Origin of the sequence: Microbacterium hominis (assembly GCF_013282805.1) — a bacterium.
Taxonomy (GTDB): Bacteria; Actinomycetota; Actinomycetes; order Actinomycetales; family Microbacteriaceae; genus Microbacterium; species Microbacterium hominis_B.
In genome coordinates, this window is record NZ_CP054038.1 from 2,191,000 (window position 1) to 2,205,252 (window position 14,253).

General features: G+C 69.3%; 14 protein-coding genes. 4 read left to right on the forward strand and 10 right to left on the reverse strand.

The window, feature by feature from the left end:
• Positions 1-30: 30 nt before the first annotated feature.
• The 3 genes from qcrA (at position 31) to HQM25_RS09890 (ending at position 3,449) form a co-directional block, all read left to right on the forward strand.
• Complete coding sequence (gene qcrA / locus HQM25_RS09880) at positions 31-1,110, forward strand: cytochrome bc1 complex Rieske iron-sulfur subunit (protein WP_172990079.1); 1,080 nt, start codon at positions 31-33, stop codon at positions 1,108-1,110.
• The gene (qcrB, locus tag HQM25_RS09885; RefSeq protein ID WP_172990080.1) at positions 1,107-2,951 is read left to right on the forward strand and encodes a cytochrome bc1 complex cytochrome b subunit; all 1,845 of its coding nucleotides are present in this window, start codon (positions 1,107-1,109) and stop codon (positions 2,949-2,951) included. The genes qcrA and qcrB overlap by 4 nt, the downstream gene beginning before the upstream one ends.
• A gap of 75 nt (positions 2,952-3,026) precedes the next feature.
• Positions 3,027-3,449, forward strand: coding sequence for a rhodanese-like domain-containing protein (locus HQM25_RS09890; protein WP_172990081.1), 423 nt, complete (start codon positions 3,027-3,029; stop codon positions 3,447-3,449).
• Between the two features lie 22 nt (positions 3,450-3,471).
• Here the strand turns inward: HQM25_RS09890 and HQM25_RS09895 are convergent, their stop codons facing one another.
• The 6 genes from HQM25_RS09895 to HQM25_RS09920 form a co-directional block, all read right to left on the reverse strand.
• Complete coding sequence (locus HQM25_RS09895; protein ID WP_172990082.1) at positions 3,472-4,299, reverse strand: PP2C family protein-serine/threonine phosphatase; 828 nt, start codon at positions 4,297-4,299, stop codon at positions 3,472-3,474.
• A 34-nt stretch (positions 4,300-4,333) separates the two neighbouring features.
• Positions 4,334-4,804: a cytochrome c oxidase subunit 4 gene (locus HQM25_RS09900; RefSeq protein WP_172990083.1), complete on the reverse strand. Its 471-nt coding sequence runs from the start codon at positions 4,802-4,804 to the stop codon at positions 4,334-4,336.
• Positions 4,805-6,568: an aa3-type cytochrome oxidase subunit I gene (ctaD, locus tag HQM25_RS09905; protein ID WP_172990084.1), complete on the reverse strand. Its 1,764-nt coding sequence runs from the start codon at positions 6,566-6,568 to the stop codon at positions 4,805-4,807. It abuts the gene before it with no gap.
• A gap of 2 nt (positions 6,569-6,570) precedes the next feature.
• Positions 6,571-7,455 carry an aa3-type cytochrome oxidase subunit II gene (ctaC, locus tag HQM25_RS09910; protein WP_172990085.1) on the reverse strand — a complete coding sequence of 295 codons (885 nt, stop codon included), beginning with the start codon at positions 7,453-7,455 and terminating at the stop codon, positions 6,571-6,573.
• 163 nt (positions 7,456-7,618) lie between these two features.
• Entirely contained in the window at positions 7,619-7,984 is a 366-nt protein-coding gene (gene erpA / locus HQM25_RS09915) for an iron-sulfur cluster insertion protein ErpA (RefSeq protein WP_172990086.1), read from the reverse strand.
• 78 nt (positions 7,985-8,062) lie between these two features.
• Complete coding sequence (locus HQM25_RS09920) at positions 8,063-9,466, reverse strand: dipeptidase (RefSeq protein ID WP_172990087.1); 1,404 nt, start codon at positions 9,464-9,466, stop codon at positions 8,063-8,065.
• A 46-nt stretch (positions 9,467-9,512) separates the two neighbouring features.
• Between HQM25_RS09920 and HQM25_RS09925 the strand changes: the two genes are divergently transcribed.
• A complete protein-coding gene (locus tag HQM25_RS09925; RefSeq protein WP_172990088.1) occupies positions 9,513-10,091 on the forward strand; it encodes a DUF3043 domain-containing protein in 579 nt (192 codons plus the stop codon).
• A gap of 71 nt (positions 10,092-10,162) precedes the next feature.
• Here HQM25_RS09925 and HQM25_RS09930 read toward each other — a convergent pair whose 3' ends face one another.
• The 4 genes from HQM25_RS09930 to HQM25_RS09945 are packed head-to-tail and all read right to left on the reverse strand — an operon-like array spanning position 10,163 to position 14,240.
• Complete coding sequence (locus tag HQM25_RS09930; protein ID WP_172990089.1) at positions 10,163-11,188, reverse strand: quinone-dependent dihydroorotate dehydrogenase; 1,026 nt, start codon at positions 11,186-11,188, stop codon at positions 10,163-10,165.
• A 10-nt stretch (positions 11,189-11,198) separates the two neighbouring features.
• Entirely contained in the window at positions 11,199-11,681 is a 483-nt protein-coding gene (nrdR, locus tag HQM25_RS09935) for a transcriptional regulator NrdR (RefSeq protein ID WP_172990090.1), read from the reverse strand.
• A 12-nt stretch (positions 11,682-11,693) separates the two neighbouring features.
• The gene (hisD, locus tag HQM25_RS09940; RefSeq protein WP_172990091.1) at positions 11,694-12,995 is read right to left on the reverse strand and encodes a histidinol dehydrogenase; all 1,302 of its coding nucleotides are present in this window, start codon (positions 12,993-12,995) and stop codon (positions 11,694-11,696) included.
• Between the two features lie 30 nt (positions 12,996-13,025).
• Complete coding sequence (locus tag HQM25_RS09945; RefSeq protein WP_172990092.1) at positions 13,026-14,240, reverse strand: hypothetical protein; 1,215 nt, start codon at positions 14,238-14,240, stop codon at positions 13,026-13,028.
• Positions 14,241-14,253 lie beyond the last annotated feature (13 nt).

The window sequence follows — 14,253 nt, forward strand, 5'->3', positions numbered from 1 at the left end:
ACGAATCACACAGTACGAACGAGGAGCACCATGGCACACGAGGACGACCCGCTCGAGCACGAGAGGGCTTCTTGGAAGCCTTCGCCCGGGCTCGCCGTCGCCGTCACCGACCCGGTGCACAACCCCGACCTTCCGCCGCACCGTGAGCGGATGACCGACAAGGACCCCGTCGCCATGACGCGCGCGGTCCGCACGGTCTACACGCTCTTCTACCTCTCGATCGCCGCGAGCATCTGGGCCATCGCCGCCTACGTGCTCTTCCCCATCGAGAGCGGCCTGATCGTCGACATCCGCGCCAACAACCTGTTCATCGGCCTCGGCATCGCGCTGGCGCTGCTGGCGATCGGCATCGGCGCGATCCACTGGTCGAAGGCGATCATGTCCGACAAGGAGTTCATCGAGCCCCGGCACGCGACGCGTGGTCGCGACAGCGTGCGCGAGGCCTCCGTGAAGGCCTTCGCCGACGCGAACGAGGAGTCCGGCTTCGGGCGCCGCGTGATGATCCGCAACTCGCTGATCGGTGCCCTCGTGGCATCCATCGCCCCCGGCATCGTGCTGTTCCGCGGGCTCGCCCCGCACAGCTCGCCGGAGCACCCGCTCGCGGGCGACCCGGTCGCGCTCCTGAGCCACACCATGTGGACGGAGGGCGAGCGCCTCGCGCACGACCCCACCGGCAAGCCGATCCGCGCCGCCGATCTGACGCTCGGCTCGGCCGTGCACGTCATCCCCGAGTCGCTGGCCGAGCTCTCGCACGAAGAGGGCTACCTCGAGGAGAAGGCCAAGGCGATCGTGCTGCTCATGCGCCTGCTCCCCGAGCAGCTCATCGAGCCCGACGACCGCAAGGACTGGTCGTACAACGGCATCGTCGCGTACTCGAAGGTCTGCACCCACGTCGGCTGCCCCGTCGCCCTGTACGAGCAGCAGACCCACCACCTGCTCTGCCCCTGCCACCAGTCGCAGTTCGACGTGACGGAAGGCGCGAAGGTCATCTTCGGGCCGGCCGCCCGTCCCCTGCCGCAGCTGCCGATCACGGTCGATGACGAGGGCTACCTCGTCGCGCAGAGCGACTTCACCGAACCCGTCGGCCCGAGCTTCTGGGAGCGTCATTGAGTACCGCCACCGTCACCGAAGAGCCGACGGCGAACCCCTCGGCTGATTCGCGCGAGAAGCCGCTCGGCGGCCGGTTCGTCGCGGCGACCGCCAACTACATCGACGAGCGCACGAGCCTCTCGGGCTTCGTCAAGGAGCTCGGTCGCAAGATCTTCCCCGACCACTGGTCGTTCATGCTGGGCGAGATCGCGATGTGGGCGTTCGTCGTCGTGCTGATCTCGGGAACGTTCCTCACGTTCTTCTTCCAGGCCTCGATGGTCGAGACCCACTACACCGGCGCCTACCTCCCGATGCGCGGCATCGAGATGTCGGCGGCGATGGCCTCGACGCTCGAGATCTCGTTCGACCTGCGCGGCGGGCTGCTCGTGCGCCAGATCCACCACTGGGCCGCCCTGGTGTTCGTCGCCGGCATCGGCGTGCACATGCTTCGCGTGTTCTTCACGGGTGCGTTCCGCAAGCCGCGCGAGCTCAACTGGGTCATCGGCTTCGTGATGTTCATCCTCGCGATGGGCGAAGGCTTCACCGGCTACTCGCTCCCCGACGACGTGCTCTCGGGCAACGGCCTGCGCATCATCGACGGCATGATCAAGGGCATCCCGCTGATCGGCACGTGGACCTCGTACCTGCTGTTCGGCGGCGAGTTCCCGGGCACCGCGATCGTCGGGCGCCTGTACTCGCTGCACATCCTGCTGCTGCCGGCGATCCTGCTCGCACTGCTGGTCGTGCACCTCATGCTCATGATCATCAACAAGCACACGCAGTTCGCCGGCCCCGCCCGGACGAACAGCAACGTCGTGGGCTACCCGATGATGCCGGTCTACATGTCGAAGATGGGCGGCTTCTTCTTCATCACGTTCGGCGTGATCGTGCTGATCGCCTCCCTGTTCACGATCAACCCGATCTGGAACTACGGCCCGTACGACCCGTCGCCCGTCTCGGCCGGTACGCAGCCCGACTGGTACATCGGCTTCGCCGACGGCGCCCTGCGCCTCGTGCCTCCGCACCTGGAGTTCGTGTTCCTGGACCGCACCTGGTCGTGGAACATCATCATCCCGCTCGCGGTGCTCGGCCTGTTCATCGTCCTCGTGCTGCTCTACCCGTTCATCGAGGCGTGGATCACCGGCGACAAGCGCGAGCACCACATCGCACAGCGCCCGCGCAACGCCGCGACGCGCACGGCGATCGGCGCAGCCGGTGTCACGTTCTACGCGGTCCTGTGGGCGGCGGCGGCATCCGACATCATCGCCACGCACTTCTGGCTCACGATGGAAGGCGTCATCCACTCGCTGCAGGCGCTGCTGATCCTGGGGCCGATCGTCGCCTACTTCGTGACCAAGCGCATCTGCATCGCGCTGCAGAAGAAGGATCGCGAGATCGTGCTGCACGGCTACGAGTCGGGCCGGATCGTCCGCCTCCCGGGCGGCGAGTACATCGAGGTCCACCAGCCGGTCGATGAATACGACGTGTTCAAGCTCGTCAACAACGATCAGTACGAGCCCCTCGTGGTGCGTCCGAACGCCAGGGGTCGCATTCCGTGGCACGAGAACGTGCGTGCGTCGATCTCGCGCTGGTTCTTCGAGGACCGCCTCTCCCCGATCTCGCAGACAGAGCTCGACGAGGCGCGCGCACACCAGGCGCACACTCTCGACCACATCGCGACGGAGGAGGACGCAGAGCTGCAGGCGGCGCACGAGCGCGCCGGCGTGCCCGACGCTCCCCACGTCCCGCTCGACGACGGTCACAACTCCGAGACGGCCAACCGCCCCTCGAACGTGATCATCCCCGAGCCGGAGTCCGGCGCGAAGTCCCCGCGCAACCGCGAGAAGGACTCCAACCAGTAACGTTCGGCAGGATTCCTACGGCGCCTGGCGTTCCTCTCCCGAGGATCGCCAGGCGCCGTCCTTTATGTTGAGATCATGATCGACGCTCAGTCCTACTTCGCTGCCAAGCTCGCCCTCGAGACCGACGCCTCCGACGTGTACGCCGCGCAGAAGTCCGGTGTGGAGGACTTCGTGCTCGTCGACGTGCGCGGCGACGAGGCGTGGGCACAGGGCCGTATCGCCGGCGCGATCCACATGCCCTACCGTGAGATCGCGACGCGCGCGCCCCAGGAGATCCCCGCAGGCACCGACGTGGTCGTGTACTGCTGGAGCCCTGGCTGCAACGCGGGCGCCAAGGGAGCGCTCGCCTTCGCGACGCTCGGATACCGGGTGCGGGAGATGATCGGCGGCTACGAGTACTGGATGCGGGAGGGCCAGCCCGTGGAGAACGACGAAGGTCCTCTCCCCCGCGTGTTCGACGCGCAGGTGATGGTCGTTCGCGCCCCGGTCGCCGGCTGACGCCACGCACCGCGCGACGATCTCACGCGCTGTCGAGCTCCTCCTGGAAGCGCGTCGAGGCAGCGCCGTAGAACACCGGCCGCCCGGTGAGACGGCCCGCACCGGCACCCTGGTCGGCCCCGGGTGCGGATGACACGACGTCTGCCACGACGACCGTGACGTTGTCGCGGGTGCCGGCCTCGAGAGCGACCGACACCGCTGCGGCGGCCGTGGCATGCGGGTCGAGGCCGGCCGTCGCCAGGGCGGCGATCGCGTCGGCGGGCACGTAGTCGCTGAGGCCGTCGCTGCACAGCAGCCATCGGTCGCCGGGAGCGGCCTCGCTCTCGATCACGACGGCGGAATCGTCTTCTGCACCGCTCAGCGACGCGGTGATGACGTTGCGGCGGGGATGCTGCGCGGCATCCTCCTGGGCGACGAGGCCGAGCTCCACCAGGGCTTGCACGTACGAGTCGTCACGCGTCTGCTGGGCGAACCGATCGCCGCGCAGCAGGTAGGCGCGCGAGTCCCCGGTGTGCGCCAGCAGCAGCGATCCGCGCCCGGAGAGGAAGACACCGGTGAAAGTCGTCGCCATCCCGTGCAGTGCAGGATCCCGATCGACGTGCGCGCGCAGATCCCAGTTCGCTGTGCGGATGCCGGTCGCGAGCGTCTCCCCGTCGGGTACCGGCGCACCGGACGCCGCGAGACGGTGCACGAAGGCCGCCGAAGCGAGATCGCCGGCCGGTCCGCCTCCCACGCCGTCGGCGACGGCCGCAGCCCACGGGGCGGTGAAGGCGGAGTCCTGGTTGCTCTTCCGATGCGGACCGATGTCGGAGACCGCGGCCGCCGACAGCAGAAGGTGGGGCCCCGTCATCGACGGGACCCCACCTTCGTGCGAGTCGAAGCGCTCAGCGTGCGAAATGTCCGCGGTAGTACTCGTACACCCAGCCGACGATCGCGACGACGAACACCGCGATGCCCACGGGCATCAGCCAGGCGCCGATGGCGAGGCCGATGATCGCGAGCGAAGCCGAGAACGCGAGCACGATCGGCCACCACGACCACGGGCTGAACTCGCCCAGCTCGGGGTCGCCGTCGTCGATGTCCGCCGTCAGCACGTCTTCGGGAAGCTCGCCGCCCTGCGCCTTGTGCACCTTGCCGACGTAGAAGGCGATGAGACCGCCCATGAAGGCCGTGAAGAGAAGTGCGACGGAGCCGACCCACTCGACCGATCCGGTGAAGTAGACCCACCAGGTGCCGTCAGGGTTGTTCGCCACCGCGGCGTCCCAGTGGACGATCAGGTTCCAGACGGTGTAGATGACCGCCATGACGAAGAAGAACGCGGTGAGAAGCCACCAGAGTCCGACATTGGTGCGCACTTACTTCACCTTTCCAGCTGCGTCGTCGACGACCGGGGCGTCGGGGGCATCCTTGGCCGGGCCCACGCCGAACGGCACGCCGGCCTCGGGGTGGTTCAGGTCGAACGCGGGACGCTCGCTGCGGATGCGCGGGATCGACGTGAAGTTGTGTCGCGGCGGCGGGCAGGAGGTCGCCCACTCGAGCGACGCCCCGTAGCCCCACGGGTCGTTCACGGTCACCTTCGGAGCCTTGCGCGACGTGATCCACACGTTGAACAGGAAGGGGATCATCGAGGCGCCGAGGATGATGGCACCCACGGTCGAGACCTGGTTCTGCCACGTCCAGCCGTCGGCCTCGGAGTAGTCCGCGTAGCGGCGGACCATTCCGTCGACACCGAGCCAGTGCTGGATGAGGAACGTCATGTGGAAGCCGATGAACAGCATCCAGAAGTGCACGATGCCGATGCGCTCGTTGAGCATGCGGCCCGTCCACTTCGGCCACCAGAAGTAGAAGCCGGCGAACATCGCGAACACCACGGTGCCGAACACGACGTAGTGGAAGTGCGCGACGACGAAGTACGAGTCGGACAGGTGGAAGTCCAGCGGCGGCGAGGCGAGGATGACGCCGGTGAGACCGCCGAAGACGAACGAGACCAGGAAGCCGAGAGCGAACACCATCGGCGTCTCGAAGGTGACCGAACCGCGCCACATCGTGCCGATCCAGTTGAAGATCTTCACGCCGGTGGGCACCGCGATGAGCATGGTCATCAGTGCGAAGAACGGCAGGAGCACCGCGCCCGTGACGTACATGTGGTGGGCCCACACGGCGACAGACAGGGCCGCGATCGCGATGGTCGCGTAGACGAGGGTCTTGTAGCCGAAGATCGGCTTGCGGCTGAAGACCGGGAAGATCTCGGAGACGATGCCGAAGAACGGCAGCGCGATGATGTACACCTCCGGGTGGCCGAAGAACCAGAACAGGTGCTGCCACAGCAGCACGCCACCGTTGGCCGGGTCGTAGATGTGCGAGCCGAGAACGCGGTCCGCAGCCGCCGCCAGGATCGCCGCGGCGAGCACCGGGAAGGCCATCAGGACGAGGATGCTGGTGACCAGCGTGTTCCACGAGAAGATCGGCATGCGCCACATGGTCATGCCCGGCGCGCGCATCGTGATGATCGTGGTGATGAAGTTGACCGCGCCCATGATCGTGCCGAAGCCGCTCATGCCCAGGCCCAGCATCCACAGGTTGCCACCGGCACCTGGCGAGAAGCTCGCGTTGGCCAGCGGCTGATAGGCGAACCATCCGAAGGCGGCCGCGCCCTGCGGCGTGAGGAAGCCGGCGACGGCGATCGTCGAGCCGAAAAGGAACAGCCAGAAGGCGAACGCGTTCAGACGCGGGAACGCGACGTCGGGCGCGCCGATCTGAAGAGGCAGGATCGCGTTGGCGAAGCCGGCGAACAGCGGTGTCGCGAACATCAGCAGCATGATCGTGCCGTGCATCGTGAACAGCTGGTTGTACTGCTCCTTGGTCGGGATGATCTGCATCCCGGGCTCGAACAGCTCGGCGCGGATGATCAGCGCCATCACGCCGCCGAGCATGAAGAACACGACCGACGCGATGAGGTAGAGGTAGCCGATCGTCTTGTGGTCAGTGGAGGTGATCCACTTGACGATGATGTTGCCCTTCTGCTCGACGCGCGTCGCGCTCAGAAGAGCGGCCTGGCGCGGCGGAAGGGTGGTGGGGCGGCCCTGGCCCGTTTCCTGAAGCGGAAGCGTCGTCGCCATGATCACTCTTCTCCCTCGGAGCTGGCGCCCGTTCCGGGCAGGTTCTGCAGACGGTCGTAGGCGTCGTCGATGTCGCCGGTCTGACCGGCCGCGCGCAGCGATGCGAGATAGGACTCGTACTCGGACTGGCTGACGACCTCGACGTTGAACAGCATCATCGAGTGGTATTCGCCGCACAGCTCGGCGCACTTGCCGGCGTACGAGCCTTCGCGGGTCGGCGTGAAGGACCAGAAGTTGTCCTTGCCGATATACATGTCCTTCTTGTAAAGGAAGTCGATGATCCAGAAGGAGTGGATCACGTCGCGCGACTGGAGCTTGATGGTCACCGACTGGTCGACCGGGAGCACCAGGGTCGGCAGCTCCGAGATGACGTTGCCGCGCTCGTCGGTCTGCGCCTGGACGCCCATCGAGTAGACCGTGTCGGCGTCGGTGTCACCGGTGTACTGGAAGTCCCAGGACCACTGCTTGCCGATCGCGGTGATCGACACGTCGGGGTCCTCGTGCTGCGTCTCGAGGATCGCCTGGTCGCGCGCGGTGAAGGCGAAGAAGCCGATCACGAGGATCAGCGGCACGATCGTGTAGAAGATCTCGATCGGCATGTTGTATCGCAGCTGCACCGGGAGGCCGGTCTGGCCTTTGCGGCGGCGGTAGGCGATCGCCGCCCACCCCATCAGACCCCAGGTGATGACACCCACGACGAGGAGCACGATCCACGAGTTGACCCACAGACCCGACACCATCTCGGTGCGGTCGGTGGCCGGCGTGCCGTCTTCGACGAAGCCGGGCAGGAATCCGTTCAACTCCGTCGGCGTGCATCCGGCAAGGACCACGGCCGCTGCGATCCCTGCAGGGATCAGGGCCCAGCGGAGGCGGCGTTTCGAGGGCACAGGCGCACCTTTCCAGTTTCGAAATGTGACTCCCGCCAGTCTAGGGCAAGCATCCAGGCGATTCAGGCCAACTGCCCAGGTTGCCCGCCCTGCGCCGGGGGTGCGACAACGGCCCGACCTGCTCTTTTCGAGCAGATCGGGCCGTATCGGAATCGTGTGCGGATCAGTGGAAGCTGTCGCCGCACGCGCAGCTGCCGGCCGCGTTCGGGTTGTCGATCGTGAAGCCCTGCTCCGAGATCGTGTCCTTGAAGTCGATCGTCGCCCCGTCGAGGTACGGGACGCTCATGTCGTCGACGATGACCTCGACGCCGTCGAAGTCGACGGTCTTGTCGCCATCGAGGTAGCGCTCGTCGAAGTACAGCTGGTAGATCAGGCCGCTGCATCCGCCCGGCTGCACGGCGACGCGCAGCCGCAGATCGTCGCGGCCCTCCTGCGAGAGCAGGTTCTTCACCTTGAGGGCGGCCGCATCGGTCAGCAGCACACCGTGGTCGCGAACGGACGGGTCGGTCGTCAGTGCGGTGTCGGTCATGGCACTCCTCTGAAAGGGCCGCGGGCGCGGCTCGTCCCACGATTGTACGCCCGCAGCCCTGGGAGGGCTCCGGATCGACTAGGCGTCGGCGACCGTGCGCGCGTCGAGCTTCTCGAGCAGGAGCGCCTCGGCGAGCAGGGCGTTGCGGAAGGTCTCCAGGTGCAGCGACTCGTTGGGGCTGTGCGCACGGGCATGCGGGTCCTCGACCCCCGTGACGAGGATCTGCGCGCCCGGGAACTCGCGCACGAGATCGGCGATGAACGGGATCGAGCCGCCGACGCCCATGTCCACGGGTGCCGGGCCGTAGGCCTCCTCGAGCGCCTCGCGCGCGTCGGCGACGGCCCAGCCGCTCGTGTCGACGAGGAACGGGTTCCCGAAGTCCTGGTCGAAGAACTCGAGCTCGGCGCCGAAGGGCGCGTGGGCGCGCAGGTGCGCCTCGATCGCGGCGTACGCCTCGCGCGCGGCCTGGCCGGGGGCCACGCGTGCGCTGATGACGACCGTGACCTCGGGGCTGAGAGTGTTCGAGGCGTTCGCCACGCTCGGGGCGTCGATGCCGGTGATCGTGATCGAGGGCTTGTTCCAGATCCGGCTGAGGATCGTTCCCCGACCGATCGGCGACACACCGGCGGGCAGCCCGGCCTCGTCGCGAAGCGTCTCCTCGCTGTAGGCGGGGGTAACGGCATCCCGCTCGTGCAGTCCCTCGACGGCGACGGCGCCGTCGGCATCCCACAGCGTCGCCAGCAGCGTGACCGTCGCCATCATCGCGTCGGGCACCGCTCCCCCGAACATGCCCGAGTGCGACGCGTGCTCGAGGGTGCGCACGCGGAGCGTGAAGCGCGTGTTGCCGCGCAGCGACACGGTCAGAGCCGGCGTCCGCGAATCCCAGTTGCCCGAGTCGGCGACCACGATGGCGTCGGCGCGGAGGGCATCGGCGTTCTCGCCGAGGAACTGGGCGAACGACCGTGAGCCGGCCTCCTCCTCCCCCTCGATGAACAGCGCCACACCGAGGTCGAAGTCGTCGCCGAGCGCGTCCTTCAGCGCGCGCAGCGCGCCGATGTGGGCCATGATGCCCGCCTTGTCGTCGGCGGCGCCGCGGCCGTAGAGCCGGCCGTCGCGCACGGTCGGCTCGAAGGGGGGCGAGTCCCACAGCGACTCGTCGCCGACGGGCTGCACGTCATGGTGGGCGTAGAGCAGGATCGTCGGGCGCCCGTTGCGGGCCGCCCGCCGCGCGATGACCGCGGGCTTGCCGATCTCGTCGGTGCCCGGGATCCCGGCCCGGCGCACCTCGACGTGCTCGAACAGCTCCGTCGCGCGCACGAGAGCCGCGACGGCCTCGGCGCTGCGCTCCACGGGGTCGGCGTCGAAGCCGGGGAACGCCACCGAGGGGATGCGCACGAGCGCCCCCAGATCGGCGAGGGCGGCGGGGATGGCGTCGGCGGCCGCGCGGCGCACAGCATCCTGACGGGTCAGCTCTGAAGTCATGCGGGTAATCTTAAGCGCACCCCCTTCCGCCCATCCGAGGATCATCGTGGCCAAGACACCCGCAGCCCCCGCCCCGAAGGACGCGTCCGCCGACGCTCCGACCGACGCCGCACTGGCCGGCAAGGGCCGCGCGACCCCTTCCCGCGCCGAGCAGGAGGCCGCCCGCAAGCGACCGCTCGTGCCCGACACCAAGGAGGCAAAGGCCCGCGCCCGCGCGGACCTCGCCGCCAAGCGGGAGAAGGCCCGCGTGGGCATGGCCAACGGCGACCCCCGCTATCTGCCCGCCCGCGATCAGGGGCCGCAGCGCAAGTTCGCCCGTGACTTCGTGGACTCCGGCTGGCACCTGGGCGAGGCGGTCATGCCGGCCATGGTCGTCGTGATCCTGGCGACCTTCATCCCGGTCGTGGCCGTGCAGTACTGGTCCTTCGTCGCCCTCTGGATCTTCATCTTCTTCGTCATCGGCGACATGGTGCTCACCTCGATCCGCGTCAAGCAGGCCACCAAGGCCCGCTTCGGCGCCGACAAGATCGAGAAGGGCCTCGGCTGGTACGCCGCGATGCGCACGATCCAGATGCGGTTCCTCCGCCTCCCCAAGCCTCAGGTCAAGCGCGGACAGCACCCCTGATCGGGTCCCGCCCATGACAGAACCCCGCCGGAGATCCGGCGGGGTTCTTCGCGCGAGGGGAACAATCCCCGTCAGCGATGCCGCACGAGTCCGCGATTGATCTGCCGCGCCCAGAGCGGTCCGCGGTAGAGGAACGCGGTGTATCCCTGCACGAGGTCTGCTCCGGCGGCGCGGCGGGCGAGCACGTCTTCGGCGGTCTCCACTCCCCCGGCTGAGATGATGCAGAACTCATCGGGAACCACCGCGCGCACGCGGCGCAGCACCGCGAGGGACCGCTCCTTGAGCGGCGCACCCGACAGTCCTCCGTCGCCCGCGGCGGCCACGACGGCCTCGTCGGTCGCCAAGCCCTCCCGCGAGATGGTCGTGTTGGTGGCGATCAGCCCGGCGAGCCCCAGGTCGACCGCCAGCGTGGCGACCGCGTCGATCTCCTCATCGGGCAGGTCGGGCGCGATCTTCACGAGCAGGGGCGTCGCCCCCGCGGCATCCCGCACCGCCTCCAGGAGCGGGCGCAGGGTCTCCACCGCCTGCAGGCCGCGCAGGCCGGGCGTGTTCGGCGACGAGACGTTCACCACGAGATAGTCCGCGAGGGGCGCCAGCAGGGTGGCGCTGCGCACGTAGTCGGCGGTCGCGTCGGCCACGTCCACGACGCGGCTCTTGCCGATGTTCACCCCGACGACCGGCCGCCGACGTCGCCGTCGGAGCCTGCTCAGTCGCCGCGCGGCCGCCTCGGCGCCCTTGTTGTTGAAGCCCATGCGATTGATCACCGCGCGGTCGGGCACGAGGCGGAACAGGCGCGGACGCGGGTTGCCGTCCTGCGGGATCGCCGTGATCGTGCCCACCTCGATGTGCCCGAAGCCGAGTGCGCCCAGGCCCGGAACACCGACGACGTTCTTGTCGAAGCCGGCCGCCACGCCGAAGGGGCTCGCGAACTCGAGCCCGAGCGCGCGGGTGCGCAGCGACGGATCGGGGGCGGTGAGTGCGCGGGCCGCCCAGGAGAAGGGCGCGAGGCCGGTCACCCGGATCACGAACATGCCGAGGTGGTGGGCGGTCTCGGGATCCATGCGCGTGAGCACGGTCCGGAAAAGGAGGGGATACATCCCCTCCAGGTTAGTGCGCGCCGGGACCCGTCTCGGCTGCGCGGTCCGCGTGGTCGGCGCGCAGCTGCGCGATCGACGCCTCGAAGTCCTCGAGCGACTCGAAGGCCTGGTACACGCTCGCGAAGCGGAGGTACGCCACCTCGTCGAGCTCGCGCAGCGGTCCGAGGATCGCCAGGCCGATCTCGTTCGTGTCGATCTGCGACGCCCCCGTCTGGCGCACGGCCTCCTCGACGGTCTGGGCGAGCACGGCCAGATCCGCCTCGGTCACCGGGCGGCCCTGGCACGCCTTGCGGACGCCGGACATGACCTTGTCCCGGCTGAACGGCTCGATGACTCCGGACCGCTTGATGACGTTCAGGCTGGCCGTCTCGATCGTCGAGAAGCGCCCTCCGCACTCGGGGCACTGGCGCCGGCGGCGGATGCTGAGGCCGTCGTCGCTGGTGCGCGAATCGATCACGCGGGAATCGGAGTGGCGGCAGAACGGGCAGTGCATGACACCGACAGACTACGCCGTGAAGCGGGCGGTGACCGCTTCACCGTGGGCGGGCAGCGCCTCGGCCTCGGCGAGGGTCACGATCGCGTCGCGCACCTGCTCCAGGGCGGCGTGGTCGTACTCGATCACCTGCTGCGGCCTCAGGAAGGTCGCCGCGGACAGCCCCGCCGCGTAGCGGGCCTGGCCGCCGGTGGGCAGCACGTGGTTGCTGCCGGCCAGGTAGTCCCCCAGACTCACCGGCGCATCGGGCCCGACGAAGATCGCTCCGGCGTGCACGAAGTCGGCCGGACGCGGGTCTGCCAGATGGAGTTCGAGGTGCTCGGGCGCGTAGGCGTTGCTGAACGCGGTCGCCTGGGCGACGTCGTCCACGAGCACGATCGCCGACTGCTCCCCGCTGAGCGCCACGGTCACGCGGGCGCTGTGACGAGTGGATGCCGCACGCGGGCCGATCTCCTCGAGGACGCGCGCGGCCAGGTGCTCCGAATCGGTCACCAGGACCGCGGAGGCCTGTTCGTCATGCTCGGCCTGGCTGATGAGGTCGACGGCGACCAGGCGCGCATCGGCGTGGGCGTCGGCGACGATGAGGATCTCGGTGGCGCCGGCCTCCGAGTCGGTCCCGACGCGCCCCGCCACGGCGCGCTTGGCCGCGGCGACGAAGTTGTTCCCGGGGCCGGTCACGACATCGACGGGGTCGAGTCCGAGTGAGGCGACGCCGTGGGCGAAGGCGCCGATCGCGCCGGCGCCGCCCATCGCGTACACCTCGTCGACGCCCAGCAGCTTCGCCGCCGCCAGGATCACCGGATGCACCCGACCCCCGTGCTCGCGCTGCGGCGGCGAGGCGAGCGCGACCTGTGCGACGCCGGCCACCTGCGCCGGCACGACGTTCATGACCACGCTCGAGGGGTACACCGCCTTGCCGCCGGGCACGTACAGCCCGACGCGGCGCACGGGCTGCCAGCGCTGGTGCACGACCGCGCCCGGCCCGAGGGTCGTCGTGGCGGGTGCCGGCACCTGGGCGGCCGAGGCGTCGCGCACGCGCGCGATCGCCTCGTCGAGCGCGGTCCGGATGCCGGGCTCGAGTGCGTCGAGCGCCTCGTCCAGATGCGCGGCGGGCACGCGCAGTGCGTGGCCGCTGACCCCGTCGAAGCGCTCGGCCTGCTCGCGCAGCGAGTCCTCGCCGCGCGCCGCGACGTCGGCGACGATCTCGGCGGCGGTCGAGAGCGCCTCAGCGCGCGCCGCGTCCGCACGAGGGACGGCCGCCAGCAGCTCGGCGGGGGTGAGTACGCGCCCGCGCAGATCGATGGTGCGAAGCATCCGTCTACCGTAGCGCGGGCGCGCAAACCGTCAGCCCCGAGTGACGCCCTCGATGTCGTGCAGGTAGCCCACCCGTCCGTCTTCGTGACGCACGACGAAGGTGTCGCCGCGATCCTCGATCACCAGCGCCCATGCGGTGGGGCCGATGCGGAACAGCGGCACGCCGACCTCGTCGACGACGTCGCGCTCTTCGGGAGCGAGAGCCCAGAACGCCTGGTGGCGCGCGTGCTCCTCGGGCGTCTCGACGGGCTCGAAGGTGTCGCGCGCGTGCTCGGGCGCCCAGGCCTGGTCGACCTCGCCCGCCGCCTGGGTGGCGTCTTCGTGAGGCGGCACCGCGGCGGCTTCGCCCTCCGTCGACGCGCCCCCGCCGAACGCGGTGGCGGCGTACGGGTCGGCGGCGGCGTCGGGCTCCGGGGCGGGCTCGGTGCGGAGGGCCGGGGCGGTCTCGGACACGAAGGCCGGGCGGGCGGTCACAGCGCGCACCGGGCGGGCGTTGCGGTGAGCCGGAACCTCGCGGCGACCGGCGAAGTCCTCGTCGAACGGCGCGATCCACGGGGCGAACACGGTGAGGAAGACACCGCCGAGCATCAGGAAGAACTCGACCCACACGACCCAGGTCGCCAGGAAGACGCGGTTCTGCGCGAGGGTGATGAACGAGTTCCAGATGATGCCGAGCCACACCACGGTCGAGACGGCGAAGGCCACCGATGCGAACTGGTCGATGCCGAGCGACCCGACGCGGCGGATCCCGTCGGGCGACAGACGACGCAGACCGATGAGGAACACGGCGACCGTCGGCACGCCGATCGTCAGCACCCAGTCGATGCCGCTCGTCCACACCGAGGTGCCGTTGCCGATGGCGCCGAAGATCGGGAAGAACGAGACCACGAAGGCCACGAGCCAGAGTCCGCCGAGGGCCACCTCCCGGAGGGAGAACGGCCCGACGCCGTACTGGGGCGCATCGTCGGCGGCACCCGGGGAGTCGTCGGAGGCGGCGGGCGGCACGGGGGCGGCGATCTCTTCGGCCACGGTCACCGGCTCTTCGGCGGCGACCGGCTCGGGGATCTCGTGCCCGGGATCGGCCGCTTCGGCGGGCTCCTCGGCCGCCTCGATGGGCGTGTCAGCAGGGGGATCGCCCGCCGCTTCGGACTCCGCAGCGGTGTCGGCGGCGGTCTCCGTCGGGTCGACGACCTCGTCGTCGGTCGCGGAGCTCGCGTCAGCGTGCTGGTCCAGCTTTTCGGTCACGATCTTCCTTCCC

Excerpts from the sequence above, each read along its gene's own strand:
- nrdR (WP_172990090.1), bottom strand. The coding sequence starts at position 11,681 with ATGCACTGCCCGTTCTGCCGCCACTCCGATTCCCGCGTGATCGATTCG.
- qcrA (WP_172990079.1), top strand. The coding sequence starts at position 31 with ATGGCACACGAGGACGACCCGCTCGAGCACGAGAGGGCTTCTTGGAAG.
- erpA (WP_172990086.1), bottom strand. The coding sequence starts at position 7,984 with ATGACCGACACCGCACTGACGACCGACCCGTCCGTTCGCGACCACGGT.
- hisD (WP_172990091.1), bottom strand. The coding sequence starts at position 12,995 with ATGCTTCGCACCATCGATCTGCGCGGGCGCGTACTCACCCCCGCCGAG.
- HQM25_RS09895 (WP_172990082.1), bottom strand. The coding sequence starts at position 4,299 with ATGACGGGGCCCCACCTTCTGCTGTCGGCGGCCGCGGTCTCCGACATC.
- HQM25_RS09890 (WP_172990081.1), top strand. The coding sequence starts at position 3,027 with ATGATCGACGCTCAGTCCTACTTCGCTGCCAAGCTCGCCCTCGAGACC.
- HQM25_RS09920 (WP_172990087.1), bottom strand. The coding sequence starts at position 9,466 with ATGACTTCAGAGCTGACCCGTCAGGATGCTGTGCGCCGCGCGGCCGCC.
- HQM25_RS09930 (WP_172990089.1), bottom strand. The coding sequence starts at position 11,188 with ATGTATCCCCTCCTTTTCCGGACCGTGCTCACGCGCATGGATCCCGAG.
- ctaD (WP_172990084.1), bottom strand. The coding sequence starts at position 6,568 with ATGGCGACGACGCTTCCGCTTCAGGAAACGGGCCAGGGCCGCCCCACC.